This window comes from Aquimarina sp. (genome assembly GCF_977115655.1).
In genome coordinates this window covers 1-24,036 of sequence record NZ_CDSBKO010000038.1, presented here as the reverse complement: position 1 = coordinate 24,036, position 24,036 = coordinate 1, and the positions used below count along the sequence as shown (strand labels likewise).

At 32.6% G+C, this 24,036-nt stretch carries 22 protein-coding genes; 14 read left to right on the top strand and 8 right to left on the bottom strand.

Annotated features, from left to right (window positions below):
* The first annotated feature begins 152 nt into the window (after positions 1-152).
* The 4 genes from argS to ACZIYX_RS15355 all read left to right on the top strand — a co-directional run bounded on the left by argS (position 153) and on the right by ACZIYX_RS15355 (position 4,965).
* The gene (argS, locus tag ACZIYX_RS15370; RefSeq protein WP_462683143.1) at positions 153-1,934 is read left to right on the top strand and encodes an arginine--tRNA ligase; all 1,782 of its coding nucleotides are present in this window, start codon (positions 153-155) and stop codon (positions 1,932-1,934) included.
* Between the two features lie 143 nt (positions 1,935-2,077).
* Positions 2,078-2,545, top strand: a complete 468-nt coding sequence (locus ACZIYX_RS15365) for a GNAT family N-acetyltransferase (RefSeq protein ID WP_462683142.1) — start codon at positions 2,078-2,080, stop codon at positions 2,543-2,545.
* A gap of 150 nt (positions 2,546-2,695) precedes the next feature.
* Positions 2,696-4,024 (top strand): signal recognition particle protein, encoded by a 1,329-nt coding sequence (gene ffh, locus ACZIYX_RS15360; protein WP_462683141.1) that lies wholly within the window; start codon positions 2,696-2,698, stop codon positions 4,022-4,024.
* A gap of 53 nt (positions 4,025-4,077) precedes the next feature.
* Complete coding sequence (locus ACZIYX_RS15355) at positions 4,078-4,965, top strand: bifunctional 5,10-methylenetetrahydrofolate dehydrogenase/5,10-methenyltetrahydrofolate cyclohydrolase (RefSeq protein WP_462683140.1); 888 nt, start codon at positions 4,078-4,080, stop codon at positions 4,963-4,965.
* 1,242 nt (positions 4,966-6,207) lie between these two features.
* Here the strand turns inward: ACZIYX_RS15355 and ACZIYX_RS15350 are convergent.
* The 3 genes from ACZIYX_RS15350 to rho form a co-directional block, all read right to left on the bottom strand.
* On the bottom strand, positions 6,208-7,386 hold the full coding sequence (locus tag ACZIYX_RS15350) for an SH3 domain-containing protein (RefSeq protein WP_462683139.1): 1,179 nt from the start codon (positions 7,384-7,386) through the stop codon (positions 6,208-6,210).
* A 543-nt stretch (positions 7,387-7,929) separates the two neighbouring features.
* Positions 7,930-8,592, bottom strand: a complete 663-nt coding sequence (msrA, locus tag ACZIYX_RS15345) for a peptide-methionine (S)-S-oxide reductase MsrA (RefSeq protein WP_462683138.1) — start codon at positions 8,590-8,592, stop codon at positions 7,930-7,932.
* Between the two features lie 186 nt (positions 8,593-8,778).
* Positions 8,779-10,497, bottom strand: a complete 1,719-nt coding sequence (rho, locus tag ACZIYX_RS15340) for a transcription termination factor Rho (protein ID WP_462683137.1) — start codon at positions 10,495-10,497, stop codon at positions 8,779-8,781.
* 199 nt (positions 10,498-10,696) lie between these two features.
* Between rho and ACZIYX_RS15335 the strand changes: the two genes are divergently transcribed.
* On the top strand, positions 10,697-11,107 hold the full coding sequence (locus ACZIYX_RS15335; protein WP_462683136.1) for a DUF4293 domain-containing protein: 411 nt from the start codon (positions 10,697-10,699) through the stop codon (positions 11,105-11,107).
* Positions 11,108-11,286: 179 nt separating this feature from the next.
* Here the strand turns inward: ACZIYX_RS15335 and ACZIYX_RS15330 are convergent, their stop codons facing one another.
* Positions 11,287-11,781: a metallophosphoesterase family protein gene (locus ACZIYX_RS15330; protein ID WP_462683135.1), complete on the bottom strand. Its 495-nt coding sequence runs from the start codon at positions 11,779-11,781 to the stop codon at positions 11,287-11,289.
* 204 nt (positions 11,782-11,985) lie between these two features.
* Between ACZIYX_RS15330 and truA the strand changes: the two genes are divergently transcribed.
* Both truA and ACZIYX_RS15320 read left to right on the top strand, forming a co-directional pair.
* On the top strand, positions 11,986-12,732 hold the full coding sequence (gene truA / locus ACZIYX_RS15325) for a tRNA pseudouridine(38-40) synthase TruA (RefSeq protein WP_462683134.1): 747 nt from the start codon (positions 11,986-11,988) through the stop codon (positions 12,730-12,732).
* Positions 12,733-14,496: an ABC transporter ATP-binding protein gene (locus tag ACZIYX_RS15320; RefSeq protein ID WP_462683133.1), complete on the top strand. Its 1,764-nt coding sequence runs from the start codon at positions 12,733-12,735 to the stop codon at positions 14,494-14,496.
* Positions 14,497-14,511: 15 nt separating this feature from the next.
* Here the strand turns inward: ACZIYX_RS15320 and ACZIYX_RS15315 are convergent, their stop codons facing one another.
* The 3 genes from ACZIYX_RS15315 to folP all read right to left on the bottom strand — a co-directional run bounded on the left by ACZIYX_RS15315 (position 14,512) and on the right by folP (position 16,991).
* Positions 14,512-15,285, bottom strand: a complete 774-nt coding sequence (locus ACZIYX_RS15315) for a DUF3667 domain-containing protein (protein ID WP_462683132.1) — start codon at positions 15,283-15,285, stop codon at positions 14,512-14,514.
* Entirely contained in the window at positions 15,285-16,061 is a 777-nt protein-coding gene (locus ACZIYX_RS15310) for a diadenylate cyclase (protein ID WP_462683131.1), read from the bottom strand. The genes ACZIYX_RS15315 and ACZIYX_RS15310 overlap by 1 nt, the downstream gene beginning before the upstream one ends.
* A 99-nt stretch (positions 16,062-16,160) precedes the next feature.
* Positions 16,161-16,991 carry a dihydropteroate synthase gene (gene folP, locus ACZIYX_RS15305; RefSeq protein WP_462683130.1) on the bottom strand — a complete coding sequence of 277 codons (831 nt, stop codon included), beginning with the start codon at positions 16,989-16,991 and terminating at the stop codon, positions 16,161-16,163.
* Between the two features lie 172 nt (positions 16,992-17,163).
* Between folP and ACZIYX_RS15300 the strand changes: the two genes are divergently transcribed.
* From ACZIYX_RS15300 to ACZIYX_RS15270, 7 genes are all read left to right on the top strand, one after another.
* Positions 17,164-17,709 (top strand): DUF1599 domain-containing protein, encoded by a 546-nt coding sequence (locus ACZIYX_RS15300; RefSeq protein WP_462683129.1) that lies wholly within the window; start codon positions 17,164-17,166, stop codon positions 17,707-17,709.
* 182 nt (positions 17,710-17,891) lie between these two features.
* Positions 17,892-18,986, top strand: coding sequence for a BT_3928 family protein (locus tag ACZIYX_RS15295; protein ID WP_462683128.1), 1,095 nt, complete (start codon positions 17,892-17,894; stop codon positions 18,984-18,986).
* A 33-nt stretch (positions 18,987-19,019) separates the two neighbouring features.
* The gene (locus tag ACZIYX_RS15290; RefSeq protein WP_462683127.1) at positions 19,020-20,093 is read left to right on the top strand and encodes an ABC transporter permease; all 1,074 of its coding nucleotides are present in this window, start codon (positions 19,020-19,022) and stop codon (positions 20,091-20,093) included.
* Positions 20,094-20,146: 53 nt separating this feature from the next.
* On the top strand, positions 20,147-20,899 hold the full coding sequence (gene tpiA / locus ACZIYX_RS15285) for a triose-phosphate isomerase (RefSeq protein WP_462683126.1): 753 nt from the start codon (positions 20,147-20,149) through the stop codon (positions 20,897-20,899).
* An 83-nt stretch (positions 20,900-20,982) separates the two neighbouring features.
* On the top strand, positions 20,983-21,819 hold the full coding sequence (gene prmA, locus ACZIYX_RS15280) for a 50S ribosomal protein L11 methyltransferase (RefSeq protein WP_462683125.1): 837 nt from the start codon (positions 20,983-20,985) through the stop codon (positions 21,817-21,819).
* 65 nt (positions 21,820-21,884) lie between these two features.
* Entirely contained in the window at positions 21,885-22,160 is a 276-nt protein-coding gene (locus ACZIYX_RS15275) for an ATP-dependent Clp protease adaptor ClpS (RefSeq protein WP_462683124.1), read from the top strand.
* 642 nt (positions 22,161-22,802) lie between these two features.
* Positions 22,803-23,639 (top strand): M57 family metalloprotease, encoded by an 837-nt coding sequence (locus ACZIYX_RS15270; protein WP_462683123.1) that lies wholly within the window; start codon positions 22,803-22,805, stop codon positions 23,637-23,639.
* 81 nt (positions 23,640-23,720) lie between these two features.
* Here ACZIYX_RS15270 and ACZIYX_RS15265 read toward each other — a convergent pair whose 3' ends face one another.
* On the bottom strand, positions 23,721-23,966 hold the full coding sequence (locus ACZIYX_RS15265; protein WP_462683122.1) for a hypothetical protein: 246 nt from the start codon (positions 23,964-23,966) through the stop codon (positions 23,721-23,723).
* Positions 23,967-24,036 lie beyond the last annotated feature (70 nt).

Sequence of the window (24,036 nt, the reverse complement as noted above, 5' to 3'; positions counted from 1 at the left end):
GATACAAAGAATTTAGGATGAGACAGGTTGTTTTTGAGATTACACTTTGATTATTTACTATTCAATTTTTAAGGGTAATAAAATGAAATGATATCAAAACACATAGAACACTCTGTAATTTCTGCTATCTTTGTAGCTTAATTTTTTATAAAATGAGTTTACAAAAAACCATTTCTGGTAAAGTAAAAGAAGCAATATTACAATTGTTTGATGCAAACCTGGAGACTGTAGAGCTACAAGCAACCCGAAAAGAATTTGAAGGAGATATTACAGTAGTTGTATTTCCTATGCTTGGTGTAGTAAAAGGAAATCCTGTGCAGATAGGAGAAGCTATAGGTAAGTACCTGGTAGAAAATGTAAAAGAAATAAAAGATTATAATGTTGTCAAAGGGTTTCTTAATTTAGTTATTTCGGATTTTTATTATCTTGATTTTTTTTCAAAAATTAAAGAAGATAAACAATATGGGTTTGTATCTCCGAAGAAAGGGGAGAAGGCTGTAATAGTTGAGTACTCTTCGCCAAACACTAATAAACCATTGCATTTAGGTCATGTTAGGAATAATCTTTTGGGATATTCTGTTGCAGAGATAATAAAAGCGAGTGGTAAAAAAGTATATAAAACTCAAATTATTAATGATAGAGGTATTCATATTTGTAAGTCTATGTTGGCATGGCAAAAATATGGCAACCACGAAACACCAGAATCTACTGGACTTAAAGGAGATAAATTAGTTGGTAATTATTATGTAAAATTTGATCAGGTATATAAAGAACAGATAGCACATTTAATTGCAAAAGAAGGGAAAACAGAAGAAGAAGCAAAAAAGGAAGCGCCTTTTATATTAGAGGCTCAGGATATGCTTCGTAAATGGGAAGCAGGAGATGAAGAAGTTGTACAACTATGGAAAATGATGAATGAATGGGTATATGAAGGTTTTGATCAAACATACAAAGCTTTAGGAGTTAATTTTGATAGTTATTATTATGAAAGTAACACCTATTTATTAGGGAAAGATAATATCGAAGAAGGACTTGCTAATGGTGTTTTTTATAAAAAAGAAGACGGATCTGTTTGGTGTGATTTAAGTGAAGAAAAGCTAGATGATAAACTAGTATTAAGAAGTGATGGCACTTCTGTATATATGACGCAAGATATAGGTACAGCAATACAGCGTATTAAGGATAATCCTGATGTTGGGGGGATGATTTATACTGTTGGGAATGAACAAGATCATCATTTTAATGTGTTATTTGCAATACTAAAAAAATTAGGCTACGATTGGGCAGAGCAATTATATCATTTAAGCTATGGGATGGTAGATTTGCCTAGCGGTAAAATGAAAAGCAGAGAAGGTACTGTAGTAGATGCAGATGAACTTATTGCAGAAATGATATCTACGGCAGGAGATATATCTAAAGATCTGGGAAAATTAGAAGGATATACAGAGAAAGAGAAGAATGAAGTGTACAATATTATTGGTCTTGGGGCTTTAAAATATTTTATTTTGAAGATAGACCCTAAAAAGCGTATTCTTTTTGACCCTAAAGAATCTGTAGACTTTCAAGGCAATACAGGACCATTTATACAATATACCTATGCCAGAATTCAAGCAATTTTGCGTAAAGCAAATTTTGATTACAAGGATAATGTTATGGATATAAGATTACACAAAAAAGAAAAAGAGCTTATTAAGCAATTAGAATATTATCCAGAGATTATTCAGACAGCAGCAAATGAACATAGTCCTGCCATAATTGCTAATTACACCTATGATCTGGTAAAAAGCTATAATTCATTTTTTCAAAATGTATCTATATTTGGAGCAGATACAGATAAAGAAAAAATATTTAGAGTACAACTCTCCGGATTAGTAGGGGATACCATAAAATCCGCATTTGATCTTTTGGGGATTGATGTTCCTGATAGAATGTAAATCTTTGATTTGTCTGTTGTTTTTTGTTTCAGGTTTTGAAAAAATTAACCAAATAGCGGTTTTCTTACCTCTTTTGTCTATTAACCGGGATAAAAATCAAACAAGATTATAAAAGTAAAGGATTTGTTTTTTATTTTAGTAACATGTATTGTAATATATCTCGGGCAACTTTTCAGGATTTACCATTAATGCAACATTTGTTTTACCAAACGGTAATAACTTATGGAACAAAGTTGTTTACAAAATCTGAAATAAAAATTTACTCTCAGTTAGCTGTAAATAAAACATATTGGCAAGAAAAATTCAAAAATGATTTTATTTATAATGCCAAATTAAATGGTGAGGTTGTTGGTTCTTTTTCAATGGATACAAAAGGTAATATTGAATATATTTTTGTTCACATGAATTATCATGGACAAGGTATAGCTAGTGATTTATATACCAAAATTGAAGAAGTAGCCAGAGATTCGAGTATTAAAACTCTCACTACCCAAGTAAATGAAGTTACCCGGCCTTTTTTTGAGAGCAAAGGATTCGAGATAACTAAAAATTCAGTAAAAGTCGTAGGAGGAGAGGAAATAGTAAGCTATGGTGGAGTTAAGCATCTTTAAAAACCCTAGAGCCATAAATTTCTCAAAATAACTTTAATTCACAAGGTTATATATAATTCTGCAAATGTATACTTTATTTATACACTTCAAATTCTTAAATTTGCAACCAATCTATCGATAAAGATAGTGTTTTGAAAATACCAGAAATATATGTTTGATAATTTAAGTGATAAGTTAGACAAGGCCTTACATATCTTAAAAGGGCATGGGCAGATAACCGAAGTAAATGTTGCAGAGACACTTAAAGAGGTTCGTAGAGCGTTAGTAGATGCCGATGTAAATTATAAAATAGCAAAAGAATTTACTGCTACTGTAAAAGAAAAAGCATTAGGACAAAATGTTTTAAAAAGCTTAAAGCCCGGGCAATTAATGGTGAAGCTTGTCAAAGATGAGCTAACAGAGTTAATGGGGGGCGAAGTTGCAGGAATAGACTTATCGGGTAAGCCATCGGTTATTTTAATGTCTGGCTTACAAGGATCTGGTAAAACAACTTTTTCTGGAAAACTTGCTAATTTTCTTAAAACAAAAAAAACAAAGAAACCACTTCTTGTAGCGTGTGATGTGTATCGACCTGCTGCAATAGATCAGTTACATGTAGTTGGAGAACAGATTAATGTAGAAGTTTTTAGCGACAAAGGAAATAATGATCCTGTTGCAATAGCAACAGCAGGTATTGCACACGCAAAAGCAAATGGGCATAATGTGGTGATTATAGATACAGCAGGACGTTTGGCTGTAGATGAAGTAATGATGACAGAGATAGCAAATATACATAAAGCTATCCAACCTAACGAAACTTTGTTTGTTGTAGACTCTATGACCGGGCAAGATGCAGTTAATACGGCAAAAGCCTTTAATGATGTATTGAATTTTGATGGGGTAATTTTAACTAAACTGGATGGAGATACCAGAGGTGGAGCAGCAATATCTATAAAATCTGTAGTTAATAAACCTATTAAATTTATTGGTACGGGAGAAAAAATGGAAGCTATTGATGTTTTCTATCCTTCTCGTATGGCAGATCGTATTCTGGGGATGGGGGATGTTGTGTCTCTTGTAGAAAGAGCGCAAGAACAGTTTGATGAAGAAGAAGCCAGAAAACTACAAAAGAAAATAGCAAAGAACCAGTTTGGATTTGATGATTTCTTAAAACAAATTCAGCAGATCAAGAAAATGGGGAATATGAAAGACCTTATTGGAATGATCCCCGGAGCAGGAAAGATGATGAAAAACATGGATATAGATGATGATGCCTTTAAGCATATTGAAGCAATTATACATTCTATGACCCCTGAAGAGAGAACTAAGCCACAAATTATTAATTCTAGTAGAAAAAAACGTATCGGAGCAGGTTCAGGAACCTCAATTCAACAAGTAAATCAATTATTGAAGCAGTTTGACCAGATGAGCAAGATGATGAAAATGATGCAGGGCGGCGGCGGAAAACGGATGATGCAAATGATGGGTAAAATGAAATAACCACAAAATTTTATTATAAACATATTAATCAATTAAAGAAACCAAAAAGGGGAATGGAAATATTGGATGGTAAAAAAGTTAGTAATGATATTAAAGATGAAATAGCTGCAGAAGTTCTTAAAATGAAAGAACGTGGAGAAAAAGTACCACATTTGGCAGCAGTTTTGGTAGGTAATGACGGGGCTAGTTTAACTTATGTAGGCAGCAAAGTCAGAGCCTGTGAACGAATAGGTTTTGAGTCTACCTTGGTTAAAATGCCAAGTACAACTAGTGAAATTGAATTACTGACTAAGATAAAAGAACTGAATGAAAATGAGGATATAGATGGTTTTATAGTTCAACTGCCTTTGCCACCACAAATCGACACACAAAAAGTATTACTAGCTGTAGATCCGGATAAAGATGTAGATGGTTTTCATCCTATGAATTTTGGTAAAATGGCATTAGATATGTCAACTTTTATTCCGGCAACTCCTTTTGGAATTCTAGAGTTGCTAGAGCGCTATAATGTGGATACCAAAGGAAAACATACAGTTGTTATTGGTAGAAGCCATATTGTTGGTAGACCGATGAGTATTTTAATGGGAAGAAAAGGCTGGCCGGGCAATTCTACAGTTACTTTAACACATAGTCATACAAAAAATATTACCCAAATCATTTCTCAGGCAGATATTGTGATTTCTGCATTGGGAGTTCCTGATTTCTTAAAAGCAGAAATGGTAAAAGACGATGCTGTAGTCATTGATGTTGGGATAACAAGAGTTGCAGACGATTCTAATCCAAAAGGATATAAGATTGTAGGAGATGTAGATTTTGAAAACGTAAGCAAAAAAGCTTCTTTTATTACCCCTGTGCCAGGTGGTGTAGGACCAATGACCATTGCCATGTTGCTTAAAAACACATTATTGGCAAGAGAAAGACACCGTAGCGGTCTTAAATAATAATACATATAGAAAAGATAAAAAGCTTGTGCCAGATCAAATCTGGCACAAGCTTTTTAATGAAGAACAGATGAAAAAGAAACAATTTATTAGTTTTGTTTCAAATCTAAAATACTATTTTAGATTATGTAATAGAAAATCTATTATCCCTTTTAGTCTACTGCAAATACAACCGTTACACTTTATTTTTATTTACCTGCCCATAGCAATGCCGTGCTAAAACATGATATCTTAAAGTCTTATGACGAAGTTCTATTGCATGATCCGGTTAAGCTTTTAAGACAGAAACTCAGTTTTTTAGTTGTCTGAGAAAAAGGGATTGAAGTGTATCTGGAAAAAATAATGGTGAATAAACAAAGAAATATTGTCAGAATTGAGAAAGAATTAGGTATGTCAATCAGTTATAATATAACAAATTAAAAAGCACTTGACTTCGCTCAGTGTGACAAAGAATTTTGAATATATCCTTAACTAAACAACATTGATGATCCGGCTTAAACCAAAATAGAAAAAAGATTGTCAGGGTCATAATCAAATTTTCGTCTTTCTTTTTTGTAAGATTAAAATCGGAGCTATTACGTATGCTCTTTTACTTTGTATCCTTTACAGAGCATTCATTCCTTTTGTAAAATGTAACTTTGTCAACTGCAATAACAGGGTTGTTAATTAATTTGAAGCCTGAAGCCGGTGTGCCAGTTTTTATTGGTATAACACTTCTTTTTTGTGTTATGGTCTCTATCCCTGGAGTATCAACAACAAAGTACATTTTGTTAATATATATATGTATAACAACATCGCGCTTGTAGGGCTATTTTGGCATGTATATTTGGTCAACTTCAAATTGATAAAGGTCAGGATAATCTTCTACATGCTTTGCGCAAAGCATCCGGATCCACCTTGGTTGATGGATTGTTTATGGTAGTTTTGGGTTCTATTTGGTTTAGCTACCGGAAAACCAAACTTATTACCGACCTTTGAACATAACTTGTTTGCGAAAATCTAATAAATATGCCATAAAATAATATGGTGTGATGCTTTTTTAAAAAAAGTAAAGCATATTTAGTATGTGTCTCTATTCTGTTAGGTGCTATTTGTGCCGTAGGATAGATTATTTTAATGCAAAAAAGCAACCATATATGGTTGCTTTTTAGAACTATATTAGAGTGAAAAGTCTGAGATTCATGTAGGAATCTCAGACTTTTCTATAAAGTTACATTTATTTTTGGTGATTAAATGTGTTTCTTAATTTTCGTTGAATTTTTCGCTAGTAATATTGTCTTCTTGACCACCGGCATCGTATCCACCACTAGTAAGATCCAATGCTAAGTTATATGAAGGAACGTTAATACCTTTTGATGTTTTAACAGTGTTAAAGTTTAGTATAGATTCGCTCTTTTCATATAAGGCATTCTTGGTAAATGTACCAAACTTTTTACCGTCTACGATAGTTTCTCTCCAGTCTATACCGTATGCAATTTTAAGGTAGTACTCTCCTTCAGGGATATTTCTGATAAACTGTGTAGTATTAGAGTTAATATAGGTTACACGAACTAACTCATCATCAGCTTCGGTTTTACCCATTTTGTACATTTTAACTACTACTTCTGTGTTTTTACCAACTTTTATTTTAAGATAATTGTCTAACTTATAATCAAACTTACCTTTAAAATTAAATGATGTTGGAGTAGCACCAGATTTATATGTCTTTTTCTCCCAACTAGAATATTTGTCTTCTCTGGATATTTCAATAGAAGCGGATCTAGGAGAACTGTTACTGGATGCTGTGCTAGTATTACTACTAGTATTAGAAGATGATCCATAAGAAGGAGTTGTAGACTCTATTGGTGTAGAGCTTAAGTCACCACCTCTTGCGGCTCTTCTTTGAGCTTCTTCAACAGCTTTTCTTGTTTCTTCGGTATCTGCCAAAGCTCTTCTTGCAGCTGCATCTTTGGATTTAGCTGCTGCGTCAGCTTGTTCAATTGCTGCTGCTGCTGCTGCTTCAGCTTCTCTTTTTAAGCGTTCTGCTTCAGCAATCGCTTTTCTTGCTGCTTCTTCTGCGGCTCTTTTTGCTGCTTCAGCTTGTGCAATTGCTTGTGCTGCTGCTTGCTTTGCAGCTTCTCTTTTTGCTGCTGCTTCTTTTGATGCTCTTTCTGCATCTGCAATTCGGCTGTCTTCGGTTAAGTATTTTGTAATAACAAAACCGTTCATACTTTTGTACTGTATAGCACTCCAGTCTCCGTAGTTAGAACTCATTACATATACCTGGGTTCCTTGAGGAACTTCGGCAATAGTATTAAATTGTAGGCCAGGACCACTTCGAACTTCCAATTTGTTAGAAGACATTAAGTATTGCCCATCTTGAGCATGAGCAGACGAGAAGGTAATCACCAAAAGCAGAATAAATGTAAAAATAGACTTCATATCGCTTGTTTTTAAGTAGATTGGGTTATAATTCTTATTGTTATATTATTATTTTCTTAGTTTAAATTTATTAAAAAAATATAATTTACCGTCAAAATTTGATCTTCAAAAAAGATGCCAAAAGCATTTTAGCTCTATTTTCTGCTTTTTAAAACATTTGTCAAAAGGATTAAAAAACTCACTTTATTAAAGAACAATTTTATATTTAATCGCCTTGTTTTCAACAACTTAAGCTATGTTTGCTTTAGTATAACTTCAGTGTTTTTGATTAAATTACTGAAAAGAAAACTATTAAATCAGACTCAAAAGTAATGTTTTAATATGAAAAACACAACTTGTTTTTAATTTATTTATGTAAAAATATTAATTTCTTTTCACTTATTTGTGTTTTTCAACGATATTTTTTGTTGTTATAACCGATTTAATTTATGGTTTTAAAGATCCTAGTCGGTTTTGTAAGTTAAGGGGTACAAAGTATAAAAGGCTTTGGTTTGGTGTGGGTATAACAGTGGCGATATTTTGATTGATTTGGGTATCTTTTTTTTAGTGCCTTTCTTTTAGAAGCTCAGGGAATTTGGTTTGAAACTTTTTTAATCTTGGTATAGATATATTTTGTATGTATGGATTGTCGGGATTTCGTTTTTCATAATCCTGATGATATGCTTCTCCTTTCCAGAATTTTTGAAAAGGAAGTATCTCTGCTGCTATTTTTCTGTTTATTTTTTTGGAAAGAGCTTCTTTTTTTTCTTCTATTATTTTTCTTTGTTCTTCGTTTTGATAAAAAATAATAGATCTGTATTGCGATCCATGATCTGGTCCTTGCCCATTAATTTGGATGGGGTTTTGAGATCCAAAGTATACGTCTATCAGGGTAGAAAAAGATATAATTTTTGGATTATAAATAATTTCTACGGTTTCTGCGTGTCCGGTTCTGCCTGTGTTGCTTGTTTGGTATGTAGGGTTTTGGGTATGACCGCCAGAATAGCCGGATACGGATTCTTCAACTCCTTTCAGACTTTCGTAAATAGCTTCGACACACCAAAAACATCCGCTGGCAAAATAAGCTCTTTCCAATCCGTTAATTGATTTGACTTGTACGGGAGAGATGTTCTTGGTTTTTTTTTCTTTGTTGGTGGGTTGGCTATTGCTTTGGCAGCTGGAGAACAATAAAAGTATACTCCATAATATATATAGTATGTTTTTCATAACAATATGTGTTTTTTGTACTTGGTCTTTTTCTTTGCAATAAACTTTCAAACTGTGTGTTAAAAATAGTTAAAATATGCAGAAATAATGGTTTGGGGTGGTTTGTTAAGCGGAGGTTAAAAAGGATATGGCTGTCCATTTGGGCAGCCATATCCTTTTTTGATTATTTTTTGTTGCTCTGATCTGTTATCCGTTCATAGAGATAAGAAACTCATCGTTGTTTTTGGTTTGTTTAAAACGATCGTTGATAAATTCCATTGCTTCTACTGGGTTCATATCTGCAAGATATTTGCGCATTACCCACATTCTTTGAATTGTGGTGTCATCAAGTAATAAGTCATCGCGGCGCGTACTTGAAGAGGTAAGGTCGATGGCAGGAAAAATACGGCGATTTGATATTTTTCGATCCAGTTGAAGTTCCATGTTACCGGTTCCTTTAAATTCCTCAAAGATTACTTCGTCCATTTTTGAACCTGTTTCAGTTAAAGCTGTTGCAATTATGGTAAGAGAACCACCATTTTCAATATTACGAGCGGCTCCGAAAAAACGTTTTGGTTTGTGCAAAGCATTTGCGTCTACACCTCCACTTAGTATTTTTCCAGAAGCTGGTTGTACAGTGTTGTATGCTCTGGCTAAACGGGTTATAGAGTCTAATAGTATTACTACGTCATGACCGCACTCTACTAGTCTTTTTGCTTTTTCAAGAACAATATTAGCGACTTTTACATGTTCATTAGCTTCTTTGTCAAAAGTTGAAGCAACAACTTCTCCTTTTACATTGCGTTGCATGTCGGTAACCTCTTCTGGTCTTTCGTCGATTAGAAGGATCATTTGGTATACTTCGGGATGATTTGCGGCAATTGCATTGGCTACATCCTTAAGTAGCATAGTTTTACCTGTTTTGGGCTGAGATACGATCATCCCACGTTGTCCTTTACCTATTGGTGCAAAAAGATCCATGATTCTTGTGGATATTGTGCTTTGTCTTTCTGCTATATTAAACTTTTCCTGAGGGAATAATGGTGTTAAATGCTCAAAAGATACTCTGTCACGCACCACTTGCGGGTCAAGACCGTTAATTTTGTTTACTTTAATAAGGGGAAAGTATTTTTCACCTTCTTTAGGGGGTCTTACTTGTCCTAATACGGTGTCTCCTGTTTTTAATCCAAAAAGACGTATTTGTGATTGCGATACATATATATCATCTGGTGAAGAAAGATAGTTGTAGTCGCTGGATCTTAAAAAACCATATCCATCCTGCATAATGTCAAGAACACCTTCGCTTTCGATTATAGCGTCAAATTCAAAATCAGGCTCTTTGTATCGGTTTCGGTTGTCTCTGTTTCCGTTGTCCCGATTTCCATTATCTCTGTTTCCGTTGTCCCTGTTTCCGTTGTCTCTGTTTCCATTATCCCGATTTCCACTATCTTTTTTATTAGGATTGTTGTTGGTGTTTCTGGGTTTGTTTGGCAGAGATTTGTCATTGCCTCGGTTTCGGCTATCTTTTTTATCTTCCTTGTTAGGAAGAGGCTTGGCTCTGTCGCTGTTTTCGTTATTTTTGGCAATGTTTTCCTCTTTTGAAACAGTAGCAGAAACAGGAGTTTCTTTTTTGTGTTCATGAGGAGCTTTCGTTTCCTTTTTTACAGGAATCGGGGTTTCTTCGGGTCTCGTAGCACGAGGTCTTCTTGGGCGAATATTGGATTTTGGTTTTTCAGAAGATGTTTTTTCTGAAGAATCTTCTGTAATCACTTCTTTTACCTTATTAGGATTTGCTGCTTGGTAATCTAATATTTGGTATACTAAGTCTAGTTTTTTTAAGGTACGATATTTAGGTACGTTAAGGTTCTTTGCAATATCTTGCAGTTCAGGAAGCTTTTTTGCTTTTAATTCAGAAATCTCTAACATTTAAATTTGTTATATAATTTACGTTTAGGTATAAATTTTCAAAAGAAGAATTCTAGGAAAATTTTATTTTGAAGGTAAGTAACCTTAGTTGAGAAGGTTACAGATTTTGTGATGCAAGTATACAACTTTATTTTTAATTATTTGCATATATTTGTAAAAAGAAACTCTTATTTTTGCTTTTTCATAAGGGAAAATTATAATGTTACAAAGAGTTCAAACCATATATTTAGTATTAGCAGCTGCTGTATCAGCAGGATTGAGTATGTATTTGCCTTATGGGTTAGATAAAGATGCAGTAGCACTTTATTCAAAAACAGAACCATTTCTTTTGACAATGTTTGTGGGATCTGCAATATTATCCTTAATTTCGGTGTTTTTATTTAAAAATAGAAAGCTTCAATTTGTATTGGGGCGTATCAATATCTTATTAAACTTTATTTTACTAGGAGTATTTGTTTATTGGTCACTAACGGTATCTGGAGAAGCTCATGTTTCTGAGAAAGGTATTGGGATGATCATTCCTGTTATTTCTATCGTTTTATTAGTAATGGCCAATAAGGCTATTAAAAAGGATGAGAATCTTGTAAAATCAGTAGATCGATTACGATAAACCTAAGATCTTAGTAGTATTAGTGCGTTAAAACCCGGAGTATGCCAACTCCGGGTTTTATTTTTAATACCTCATCAAGGGGTTGATTTTTTCAAAGTTAGCCTCAAAAACAAAATATATCTTTATCAAAAACATATCTGGTGGGCTTGAGATTGTTGACCAATAATTATTAAGGGTTTCTATTTTTTTCCTAACTCAATGACTTCAAGGTTTTCAATTTTTCCAGAATCTAAAGTAAACCGCAACATTGTTCTTATCTTATGAAACCCATATATTCCTGCTGCCCCCGGGTTCATGTGTAATACCCCGTTTTTTCTGTCTGGAATAACTTTAAGGATGTGCGAATGCCCGCAAATAAACAATTGGGGAGGATTGGTTTTAATTTCATCTCTCGTATTTATATTATATTTAGGAGGGTATCCTCCTATATGGGTTATCCAGACCGAGACCCCTTCACATACAAATCTCAAATTTAAAGGATAGTTGATTCTGGCTTTGTCATCATCGATATTTCCATACACAGCACGAAGAGGTTTTATTGCTTCGATTGCATCAGTAACTTTAAGATCCCCGATATCCCCTGCGTGCCATACTTCATCAGCTTCTTTTGCATAATGCAAAATGCGTTGATCGATATAGCTGTGAGTATCACTAAGTAAAAGTATCTTTTTCAAAATTGAAATAATAATGCGTTATAGAATGATAGGGAAAACTGAATACAAATTATAACTTTGGTCTCTATTTTATAAAGTATATTTGCGCTTAGTTTTATGCAAAAATAAAGTATTGTACTGAAAAATTAGAGGAATAGGAAAATCTTGATGATATAAAATATTGAAGGATGAAATTTTTTCTGGTTTTTTGTATGACATATTATAATGAGATATTTTTTAGAACTTTCATATAATGGCACCCCATATCATGGTTGGCAGAAACAGCCTAATGCGATTTCGGTTCAGGAGGTCCTTGAAAAATCTTTATCTACAGTGCTTAGAAATAAGATTGATATAACAGGGGCAGGCAGAACAGATACAGGTGTTCATGCAAAGCAGATCATGGCACATTTTGATTATGAAGAATCTTTAATAACAGATGAGCTTCAGTATAAGCTCAATGCTATTTTGCCATCTGAAATCGCAATTAAAAAAGTATATCTTGTTCAGGAAAATGCCCATGCCCGTTTTGATGCAACCAGTAGGTCTTATGAGTATCATATATCCTTTGTAAAAGATCCTTTTGGTATTTATAAATCCTACTATTTTAAGAAACCGTTGGATGTGGATGCAATGAATGAGGCTGCCAAAATACTGTTAAACTACACTAATTTTAAATGCTTTAGTAAGTCTAAAACCGATGTAAAAACGTATAATTGTACCATTACAAATGCCGTTTGGGAAAATAATGGAGATCAATTGATTTTTAAAATTTCGGCAAATCGTTTTCTAAGAAATATGGTAAGAGCGATTGTAGGAACACTTATTGAAATAGGAGAACATAAGTTAAACAACGAGGGATTGATAGCAATTCTTAAAAGTGAAGACCGAAGTAAAGCAGGGTACTCTGTTCCTGCGCATGGTCTTTATTTGACCGCTATAGAATATCCCCAAATAATATATAAAAAATAGATGGCAAAAAAGAGCGGTAATGCTTTTGATTTTAAACTTTTTAAAAGATTGATTAGGTATACTAATCCTTATAAGTTTGTTTTTTATTTTGTATGCTTTTCAGCTATATTATTGTCTGCATTTTCTGTTTTAAGACCTTATTTATTACAGCAGGCAATAGACAGAACCATTATTCCTAAAGATAACGAGCTTTTGGTTTTCTTTATTAGCTTGATGTTAGGTGTTTTGTTTTTGGAAGTTATCTCGCAATTTTTATTTATTTACTTTGCTAATTTACTTGGGCAAGAAGTTATCAGAGATATCAGGGTCAGGTTATTTAAGCACATGTTGGGGTTTAAAAAACAATATTATGATAAATCGGCAGTAGGCAGATTGGTAACCAGAGCAGTAAGCGATATTGAAACAATAGCAAGCATTTTTAGCGAGGGATTGTTTATGATTATTAGCGATTTGTTAAAAATGGTTGTTATTTTGGGCTATATGTTATACCAGAGTTGGCAGCTTACTTTGTTGGTTTTGATTATATTACCTTTTGTTTTGTATGCTACAAGAGTTTTTCAGAAAAAAATGAAGATTGCTTTTGAAGAAGTTAGAACCCAGGTGTCTAATTTGAATTCTTTTGTTCAGGAGCGTATTACAGGTATGAAGATTGTTCAACTATTTACAAGAGAAGAAACAGAGTATTCTATTTTTAAAGAAATTAATGAAAAACATAAAAAAGGCTGGATAAGAACCGTTTGGTACAACTCTATATTTTTTCCAATTGCAGAAATGTCCAGTTCTATAGCTATAGGGTTAATAGTTTGGTTTGGGGGGCTAAGGGCAGCACAAGGAGATGTAATTACATTAGGGGTAGTTATAGCTTTTATAGAGTTGTCACAGATGCTTTTTAGACCTTTACGGCAAATAGCAGATAAGTTTAATTCCTTACAAATGGGTATGGTTGCAGCTAATCGGGTATTTGCTATTTTGGATACAGATTCTAAAATTGAAAACAAAGGAGATATATTATTAGAAAATGTAAAAGGTAAAATTACTTTCAATAATGTACGATTCAGTTATATTAAAGAGGAAGAGATTTTAAAAGGAGTTTCATTTACGGTCAATCCGGGGGAGACTGTGGCAATAGTTGGGGCTACAGGTGCAGGAAAATCTACAATCATTAATTTGTTGAATAGATTTTATGAATTGGATAGTGGTGTGATTTCTGTAGATGATGTTGATATCGAATCTGTTGATTTAAAATCATTACGAAACCATATAGCAGTAGTGCTTCAGGATGTGTTTTTATTTGCAGATACCATTCTTAATAATATAACATTAAATAATCCCGATATTCCTGAAGAAAAAGTACACCAAGTAGCAAAAGAAATTGGGATTCACGATTTTATAAGCAGTCTGCCTAATGGGTATCATTATAATGTAAAAGAAAGAGGAGCTATGCTTTCCTCCGGGCAACGACAATTAATATCTTTTTTAAGAGCTTATGTAACCAATCCGGGAATTTTAGTATTGGATGAAGCAACATCTTCTATAGATTCTTATAGCGAACAATTAATACAAGATGCAACCAATAAAATCACCAAAGGCAGGACATCTATCGTTATTGCGCATAGACTAGCAACTATTAGGAATGCCGATAAGATTATTGTAATGGATCAGGGTAAAATTGTAGAACAAGGTAGTCATAACGAATTGCTGGAAATTGCAAATGGATATTATAAAAATCTTTACGAAGTACAGTTTGCAAACGTTTCCGATTAGTCTATATTGTAATAATTATTTATTTAGTGCTAATCCGATGATAACTCCTGCTATAATAATTATTGTGATATATAGAAAACTGATAATGCCAATAAATAGTAGTGTTTTAATTAATATCTTTTTTAGACTTATTTTATAAAGTTTTTTTAAAACGTATGCTACATATCCGATGTATACGATATATTGAATTAGGCTTATGGTGAAAATGTTATCGATAGCAAATGTAACCGGTAATAGAAAAAGAGCCATAAAACCAACTATATGGGAATAGGCGTATAGATAAATAACTAGATGTTCTGTTAAATTGTATTTCTTATAATTTAGAAATACCAAACGAGATATAGCAGCTAATATAGGGATAAGTAAAAAATTTATCAGAGATTGGTATTGAAAAGTATAATTTAAAACACTCTTTTGTATTTCAACTTGCTCTTGCGGTATTGAACTTAAGGCAATAGTCATAAGTTCAAACATGCGATCTTTTACTAAAAAAGCATAGAACCCTGTAATAGTTATAGAGATAGCAAAATATCCGAAAGCATTTACATAACGTTTCCTTAATCCATGTATATAACCATCAATAACCTCTTCGGGTTTGGTAAATAAATGAATAAACGTTTTGATAAAAGAATTGTCTAAATTAAAAAAGCGATCCACAAACTCAGAAACAAGATTCTTAAAAGTTATTCGATTGGTAATTTTTTTAGCTCCACAACCAGGGCAAAAATTATAAGTTTCTATTTGGTTTCCGCAATTCTTGCAGTTAGTAATAGTAATTAAATCACTCATTAAGCTAAATCCTTTTTAATTTTATCTATAAGTTCTTCGTCTGTTTTAAAAATAACAAATTCTCCATTTCTGATATAAGATAATTTGCCGGTCTCTTCGCTTACTACCAAAGCCAGAGCGTCTGTTTTTTCGGTAATCCCTACAGCTGCCCGATGCCGTAGGCCAAAACGTAAAGGGATATTGTTGTCATTTGTAACTGGTAAAATGGCTCTGGTGGCTACTATATGGTTGTCTTCAATAATCATAGCTCCATCATGAAGCGGACTGTTTTTGTAAAAAACACTCTCAATAATAGGGCTGTTTATACGAATATCCATAGAATCTCCAGATGTTTTTACAAAATCCAAAGATGTAGATCTCTTAATTACAATAAGGGCTCCAGTATGGGTTTTTCCCATTTCAGTACATGCATTTATAATTGCCTTTATGTTGGTAACAGTATCCTCAGGAGTATCTCGAATAAATTTTAATTGCCTTAAAAATTGGCGTCTTTTTCCAAAATTAGTAGAGCCAATCATTAATAAAAATTTTCGTATTTCTTGTTGAAAAACTACAATTAGAGCAAACATTCCAACCCCAATAAACTCTCCCAAAACACTACTTAGCATTTCCATTGCCAAAAACTGGGTGAGTTTCCAAACCAGATAAATAATAACTATTCCTATAAAAATATTAATTGCAGCGGTGCCTTTAACTAATTTATATATAGAATATAATAAAAAGGCAACGAGCACAATATCAAGTATGTCTAGTATTCTAAGATCGATTAAGTCCAAATGCCTGGGTGTTTATGTAAAAATAGAAAAATTAGTGAAATTTTGATGTTTATTCTATATTAGTTCTTTGTACTATAAAATAGATGCCGAAACAACAAATTAATTGGCTTGATTATAAGTATTGACCAGTGCAATACACTCCATGGCTTCTTTAACATCATGTACCCTTAAAATAGATGCCCCGTTAAGTAAAGCGATGGTATTTAAAGCAGTAGTGCCGTTTAAAGCTTTCTCTGGAGTATTGTTTAGTGTTTTGTAAATCATCGATTTTCTTGAAATGCCTGCAAGGATTGGTACATTATGGGACTTTAAAAGGCTAATGTGTTTTAAAAGATCAAAGTTTTGTAATGTGTTTTTGGCAAAACCAAACCCCGGGTCTATAATAATATCATTTATGCCAAATTTTCTGGCATCCGCCACTTTTTCAGAAAAAAAAGTATTGATATCTATCATTAGATTGTTGTAGTGGTCCAACGATTTCATGGTTTTTGGAGTCCCTTTCATGTGCATCATTATGCAAGGTACTTTTAATTCTCCTATGGTTGGTAACATTTTGTCATCCAGATTGCCAGAAGAAATATCATTAATTAATGCCGCTCCGGCCTCAATACTTAATTTTGCAATTTCACTTCTAAACGTATCTATAGACAATAAAATTTCAGGAAAATTGCCGAGTAGCAGGCGTATTACAGGGAGGATTCTTTTTTTTTCTTCCTCGATAGAAATATGGTCTGCCCCTGGTCTTGAGGAATATGCTCCTATATCTATAAAAGTAGCTCCCTCTTTAAGCATTAGCTCTGTTTTTTTTAAAATTTCATTTTCATTTTTATATTTGCCCCCATCATAAAAAGAATCCGGAGTAACGTTTAAAATGCCCATTACTTTTGGGGTAGACAAATTAATTAAAAAACCTTTACAATTGATAGTCATTATATGTGATGTGTGTTTTTTGAAGCCAAATTTAAGACACAATGATGTGCCATCATTTTTTCTTTTTATGATAATAATAAAGATTTTTAAATCCTTAAGTATAATTAATTTTTGGCTTCCATTTTTTTAATTCCCATATTAAAGCGAAATTTACGCAAAATTCAACAGTTTTATGCAAGATACGTCTACACAATATGATGCGGTAATTACTATATGTCGGGACTTGTTCATTAACAAAATGAAAGATTATGGTAGTGCATGGCGAATATTAAGATTACCATCCTTAACCGATCAGATTTTTATTAAAGCACAACGTATTCGTAGTCTGCAAGAAAATACGATTCGTAAAGTAGATGAAGGTGAGGTTTCAGAATTTATTGGTATTATTAATTATAGTGTCATGGCATTGATACAACTTGAAAAAGGAGTTGCCACACAGCCGGATTTATCTCCAGAAGAAACTACAGGGTTATACAATAAGCACATAGATATAACAAAAACCTTAATGATGAATAAAAATCATGATTATGGAGAAGCTTGGCGAGATATGCGTGTAAGTTCACTTACAGATTTAATTATTCAGAAATTGCTTAGGGTAAAACAAATTGAAGACAATAAAGGAAAGACTTTGGTAAGCGAAGGGATAGATGCAAATTATCAAGATATAATCAATTATGCAGTATTTGCCATGATTCACCTTGGAGAAGCAAATAGATAGAAACATAAAATACTGTTAAACTAAAAGTGACAAGATTTAAACCATGTTATCTTGTGCAAATTACAGTTAAAAATAATTAAGAATAGTAAAGTTGTAGTGCTGGCTGGGATTTTTAATAATAAATTTACCACTTGTACTTACCAAGTAGAAATATAATAATCAAAAACATTAAAATATAACAGATGAAAATATTAGTTACTTTCTGTAGGATATTTGTCGCAGCACTTTTTTTATTTTCAGGATTTATTAAATTAAATGATCCGCTTGGTTTTTCATATAAACTTCAGGAATACTTTGGAGAAGGCGTTCTTAATTTAGAATTTCTTATTCCGTACGCATTGCTTATAGCTGTTTTTTTAGTAATTTTTGAAATCATACTCGGGATTACATTAATACTAGGGTATCTCCCTAAATTTACAGTATGGTCCCTTTTATTAATGATAGTGTTTTTTACCTTTCTAACATTTTATTCTGCTTATTTTAATAAAGTTACAGATTGCGGATGTTTTGGCGATGCTTTGCCATTAACACCATGGGAGTCCTTTACCAAAGATTTGATTTTACTGGTTTTGATTTTGATGTTGTTTTTTGGAAAAAAATACATTACACCCATACAACCTGTTTCAGTACATAAATGGATTGTTTTTGCTTCTTTTACGCTATGTTTAGGTTTTGCATATTATGTTTTAATGCATTTACCTGTATTTGATTTTAGAGCATATAAAGAAGGAACAGATATGTTAAAAGGTATGGAAGTTCCTGAAGGAGCACCAAAAGCAGAGTTTGCTTATCATTGGAAGTTTAATGTTAATGGGGAGGAAAAAATTATAACTACCAGTGGAGATTACCCTAAAGTAGAAGGGGAATTTATAAACGTAGAAACAGAAGAATTGAAAGAAGGATATGAACCTGCTATTCATGATTTTGCAATAGAAAAAAATGGTAAGGATTATACGGTAGAGTTTCTTAAAAAAGAAAAACTCGTAATGGTAATTGCTTATAACTTATCTAAAAGTGAAGGGGAAGGTTTTTCTGCAATTAAAGAAATAACAGATAAGGCAAAATCCCAGGGATATACAGTAATAGGGCTTACGGCTTCCGGGATAAATGATATTTCTCATATAAGAGCTAAGTACGATTTGGATTTTTATTTTTTTGCAACAGACGAAACAGCTTTAAAAACCGTAATACGATCCAATCCAGGGATTGTAAAGTTAAAATACGGGGTTATTCAACAAAAACTACACTGGAATGATGCAGATAAATTATCCCTTTAATATTTAATGAGCAAATGTTAATATAATAGTAATATGAGTAGTTACCTCATTAGTAAAATAGGATATACTTTACTTACTCTGTTGGGGGTGGTTACTGTGATTTTTTTATTGTTTACATTGCTTCCGGGAGATCCTGCCCAAATGATGCTTGGACAAAATGAAACAGAAGAACAATTAAACAATGTGAGAAAGAAATATGGTTTTGATAAACCTGTTTCTTCACAATATTTGTATTATATAAACGACCTTTCTCCAGTTTCATTTCATAGTTTAAAATCCGATGATTTTTCATATTATAACCCTCAAAAATATACAGCAACTCCTTTGTTTACTGTAAACAAGGTTGTAGTAGTACTTAAATTTCCATATTTAAGAGAGTCTTTTCAGAAAAACGGAAAAAAAGTGAGTGAAGTAATAACCGAAACTTTGCCCAATACTGCGATTCTTGCATTTTTTGCAATATGTATCGCTATGGTTTCAGGTATTTTTTTGGGTATCATAAGTGCATTGACAAAAGATCGGTGGCCAGATAAATTAATCCAGTTGTTTAGCATTTTAGGAATGAGTGTACCCTCTTTTTTTAGTGCAATTATTTTTGCCTGGCTATTTGGTTATATATTGCAGGAGTATACTAATTTAAACATGACAGGTAGCTTATATGAAGTTGATGATTTTGGGGAAGGTAAATATATGCAATGGAAAAATCTTATACTTCCTGCCATAGTATTAGGCATACGCCCACTGGCAGTAGTTACCCAATTAATGCGAAATTCACTATTAGAAGTGATGAGCCAGGATTATATTAGGACAGCAAAAGCAAAAGGGCTGTCCCTATTTCAAATTATAAAAAAACATGCGTTAAAAAATTCATTAAACCCCGTGGTTACTGCAATATCAGGATGGTTTGCATCTATGTTGGCAGGTGCCGTATTTGTAGAATATATTTTTGGGTGGAATGGATTGGGAAAAGAGATTGTAAACGCTTTAAATACCTTAGATTTACCAATAATAATGGGTTCTGTATTGGTAATAGCAACCATGTTTATACTAATCAATATATTTGTTGATATAATTTATGGATGGTTGGATCCAAAAATAAGGAACTAAATTATTTTGAATAATGTAACCACACTTTTAACCACATATAAAATTTTGAATTAATGAGAAAAAAAATTGTAGCCGGAAACTGGAAAATGAATAAAAATCTGGCAGAAACCAAAACTTTGCTTTTAGAATTAAAAACCAAGCTTAGCAATGTATCTCAAACAGAAATTATGGTAGCGCCAGCATTTACCAATTTAAGTAATGCCGTAGATATTTTAAAAGATTCGTCTATTACTGTTGCTGCACAAAATATACATCAAGCAGAAAACGGAGCATATACTGGTGAGATATCTGTTGATATGCTTAAGAGCATAGGAGTAGAGACCGTTATTTTAGGGCACAGCGAGCGTAGAGCATATTTTGGAGAGACAGATGAATTGCTGGCAAGTAAAGTAAATACAGCCTTAAAACATGATATGACAATTATTTTTTGTTTTGGAGAAGAATTGGAAGATCGCAAAAACAATAACCATTTTTTGGTGGTAGAAAACCAGTTGAAAAAAGGTGTTTTTCATATAGCAGAAGAGAATTGGAAAAATGTGATTCTTGCTTATGAGCCAGTTTGGGCTATAGGAACAGGCGAAACTGCATCGCCAGAACAAGCTCAGGAAATGCATGCTTTTATTAGAAAAACTATTGTAAACGCTTTTAATGAAAAAGTAGCAGATAAAGTTTCTATTTTATACGGAGGAAGTGTAAAACCCGATAATGCCGAAGAAATTTTTGCAAACCCCGATGTAGATGGAGGATTAATAGGAGGGGCAGCATTAGATGCAGAAAGCTTTGCTGTAATCGCTAATGCAATCTAACAGGAACAATTAGTGAATCAAAAAGCAAGGCACCTTATTATGTTGAGGTGCTTTGTGGTATATAATAGAATAAAAATAGTAGTATGTCAAATACAAAATACATTGGATATTATTTTAAATTTTCACCAATACAACCAGCATCAGAAATACTAATTGCAGAGCTAGGATATATTGGGTTTGAAAGCTTTGTAGAAACCGAAGAAGGGGTAAATGCATATATCCAAAAAGAAGAATGGAATAAAGATATCCTGGAAGAAGTATATGTACTAAGTTCCGGAGAGTTTGATATACAGTATACCATAGAAGAAATAGAGCAAATAAACTGGAATACAGAATGGGAAAAAAACTTTAATCCTATAGTTGTAGATGGTATTTGTAGTGTAAGAGCCCCGTTTCATGAAAAACCAAATACAGAATATGATATTGTTATAGAACCTAAAATGTCGTTTGGAACCGGACATCATGAAACAACACACATGATGATTCAACATCTTTTAAAAGCAGATTTAAACAATAAAACTGTTTTGGATATGGGATGCGGAACAGGTATTTTAGCAATTTTGGCAGAAATGAGAGGCGCAGGACCTACAGATGCAATCGATATTGATAATTGGTGCTACTTAAATACCGTTGAAAATGTAGAACGCAATGATTGTAAAAAAATTACGGCTTTTGAAGGAGACGCATCTCTCTTAAAAGAAAAAAGATATGATGTAATTATAGCAAACATTAATCGCAACATATTGCTTAATGATATCCAAACCTATGTACAATCTTTAAATAATAAAGGAACTTTGTTTGTAAGTGGGTTTTATAAGGAAGATCTGGATATGATAACAAAAGAATGCAAAAAAAATGGTTTAAAAATTATTGAGCATATTAGTAGAAATAATTGGGTAGCAGCATCTTATACTTTATAATTATATGTTAAATAGTTTGTATAATCCTCTAAGTTATTATATTTGTAATAAAATAATTACTCCTCATGAATACTCAGGAAAAAGTTTTAGAAGAAGTTCTTGAAAAACCTGTAGAGCAATGTAATAATGAGATCGTTTTGTATAATGATGATGTAAATACGTTTGATCACGTTATAGAAACGTTGATTCATTCTTGCGATCATACAGCATTACAAGCAGAGCAATGTGCTATGTTGGTGCATTATAAAGGAAAATGTACAGTAAAAACAGGTGTTTATGAAGAACTGGTGCCAAGATGTTCTAAGTTACTAGAAGCTGGTCTTAGTGCAGAGATCGTATAATATTAATCTTCTGCCAAAGGTTTTTAATTCCTCGGGGCTTGTTGTATTGCTTCGAAAACAAAATATATTTTCAAAAACACACCTCATTAGATTAGTTTGCTTTTGAGGTATTGGTTTTTGTTTTAAATAAAAAAACGATAGCCCTTTTTGATGGCTTTTTTATTGAATTGACCCCCTGTAAAATATAATAGTAGATATTTATAATAAAATATACCTTGTTTAAGGATAGTTGTTAAATATTCAAATAACAGAAAAAACAATCCTAAACTTTATGATTTGTAAGAAAAACCTTCCTTTTTTTTGTTTGTAGAACCCTACTTTATTTTATACGATATTCTTTTTCACCCTTTTATTTATATACTTTTTTATATAAATAAAGCTAATCAGTTGTGTATTTGATCGGTTTTTCGGGCACTAAAAAATATATTTTTTTTAGTATTTTTATTAGATAAATCCTATGGTTTATCCGTATTTACAAAGGATTGTGTAAAAAATTGGCACAATATTTAAAAAAAATATCATATCTTCAACTCGAAAAATTAAAAAAGTTCAAAGATTTTTAAATTTATTAGTAAATGAAACACAGGTCTTTAACACTATCTGTGTTTTGGTTTAGTAACTACACAAACTCAACTTATTAAAATGAAAAAAATCAAATTTTTAGCACTTTGTGTTATAACAGCAGGATTTGTAATATCTTGCCAAAAACAAGAAGTTTTTAAGGAAGCTCCACAAGAAGTAGCGGTAACTCCAACAAAAGATCAACTTATAAAGTTAAACAATCTTGGAGTAAATACCAGTGATGTAAAAATAGATAAGGTAACCTTTCCTGACGGGACCTCAGATAATTTCTTAATTTCAGGAGATATTGCAATTCCAGTTTCTGGTCTAGAAAAATTTAGTGATTTAGAAGATGTAGCAAATGGTAATAAGCAATACAGAACAAATAACCTTGTATCTAGTGGTAATAGAAATATTAGTGTTATAGGATATACAGGTTCTGGTTATGCATTAACAAGTAAAATGCGTACAGCTTTACAGTGGGCTGTTAATAACTATAATGAATTAAATTCATCATTGAATTTTACCCTTAGTTTTTCAGCTAGTACAAATGCAGATATGGTAGTTTATAACAATGGAGACTCTGGTGGTGGTGGATCTGCAGGTTTTCCTAGTGGAGGAAAAGCTTACAAATGGATCCAGATTAACCAAGGTACAGATGCTTATAATACTAATGTGATTGAGCATGTTATGACTCATGAAATAGGACACTGTATTGGATTCCGTCATCAAGATTGGAAATCACGCCAGAGTTGTGGTCAAAATTCTAATGAAGGTACTGCAGGAGTAGGAGCTGTACTAATTCCAGGAACACCATCTTCTGATAGAGCAGACTCTATAATGCTTGCTTGCTTTGGTTCAGGAGAGGATGGAGAATTTACCAGTACCGATAGAACAGCTATTAATACTTTGTATTAATAATTAATTTTTTAAAATATAAGCTTTGAACTTTTTGTTAAAGCCATCCTGCTAAACTAGGGATGGCTTTTTTAGTTGTAATTATTTAACAAAAAGAATTTCCTTTTCTTCTATAGCCTTTTCATAATTAGCTTTAACCACAGAAATACTATTAAAGAATTTGTGATCGTTTTCTCTTTTTAAAGTAATTTCTCTACTTCCATTTGCGTTTTTAGTTACTTTGGTAACTACTACTTTGGTTCCTGATAGGTTTTTGTAATTAGGAATCCCTCCTTTTTTAATAATAAAATTTTCTTTAGGAAAATAGATATGTATAAAACCATCCATTACTGGTTATCCAATAAATAATACCATTTTAACTTTGAAATAGTGCGTATAGAAATTGAATTTATTTTTT

Excerpts from the sequence above, each read along its gene's own strand:
- ACZIYX_RS15335 (WP_462683136.1), top strand. The coding sequence starts at position 10,697 with ATGTTACAAAGAGTTCAAACCATATATTTAGTATTAGCAGCTGCTGTA.
- ACZIYX_RS15320 (WP_462683133.1), top strand. The coding sequence starts at position 12,733 with ATGGCAAAAAAGAGCGGTAATGCTTTTGATTTTAAACTTTTTAAAAGA.
- ACZIYX_RS15355 (WP_462683140.1), top strand. The coding sequence starts at position 4,078 with ATGGAAATATTGGATGGTAAAAAAGTTAGTAATGATATTAAAGATGAA.
- ACZIYX_RS15350 (WP_462683139.1), bottom strand. The coding sequence starts at position 7,386 with ATGAAGTCTATTTTTACATTTATTCTGCTTTTGGTGATTACCTTCTCG.
- rho (WP_462683137.1), bottom strand. The coding sequence starts at position 10,497 with ATGTTAGAGATTTCTGAATTAAAAGCAAAAAAGCTTCCTGAACTGCAA.
- ACZIYX_RS15275 (WP_462683124.1), top strand. The coding sequence starts at position 21,885 with ATGAATACTCAGGAAAAAGTTTTAGAAGAAGTTCTTGAAAAACCTGTA.
- prmA (WP_462683125.1), top strand. The coding sequence starts at position 20,983 with ATGTCAAATACAAAATACATTGGATATTATTTTAAATTTTCACCAATA.
- ACZIYX_RS15270 (WP_462683123.1), top strand. The coding sequence starts at position 22,803 with ATGAAAAAAATCAAATTTTTAGCACTTTGTGTTATAACAGCAGGATTT.
- ACZIYX_RS15265 (WP_462683122.1), bottom strand. The coding sequence starts at position 23,966 with ATGGATGGTTTTATACATATCTATTTTCCTAAAGAAAATTTTATTATT.
- ACZIYX_RS15300 (WP_462683129.1), top strand. The coding sequence starts at position 17,164 with ATGCAAGATACGTCTACACAATATGATGCGGTAATTACTATATGTCGG.
- tpiA (WP_462683126.1), top strand. The coding sequence starts at position 20,147 with ATGAGAAAAAAAATTGTAGCCGGAAACTGGAAAATGAATAAAAATCTG.
- ACZIYX_RS15315 (WP_462683132.1), bottom strand. The coding sequence starts at position 15,285 with ATGAGTGATTTAATTACTATTACTAACTGCAAGAATTGCGGAAACCAA.
- msrA (WP_462683138.1), bottom strand. The coding sequence starts at position 8,592 with ATGAAAAACATACTATATATATTATGGAGTATACTTTTATTGTTCTCC.
- ACZIYX_RS15290 (WP_462683127.1), top strand. The coding sequence starts at position 19,020 with ATGAGTAGTTACCTCATTAGTAAAATAGGATATACTTTACTTACTCTG.
- folP (WP_462683130.1), bottom strand. The coding sequence starts at position 16,991 with ATGACTATCAATTGTAAAGGTTTTTTAATTAATTTGTCTACCCCAAAA.
- truA (WP_462683134.1), top strand. The coding sequence starts at position 11,986 with ATGAGATATTTTTTAGAACTTTCATATAATGGCACCCCATATCATGGT.
- ACZIYX_RS15295 (WP_462683128.1), top strand. The coding sequence starts at position 17,892 with ATGAAAATATTAGTTACTTTCTGTAGGATATTTGTCGCAGCACTTTTT.
- argS (WP_462683143.1), top strand. The coding sequence starts at position 153 with ATGAGTTTACAAAAAACCATTTCTGGTAAAGTAAAAGAAGCAATATTA.
- ACZIYX_RS15365 (WP_462683142.1), top strand. The coding sequence starts at position 2,078 with ATGTATTGTAATATATCTCGGGCAACTTTTCAGGATTTACCATTAATG.
- ffh (WP_462683141.1), top strand. The coding sequence starts at position 2,696 with ATGTTTGATAATTTAAGTGATAAGTTAGACAAGGCCTTACATATCTTA.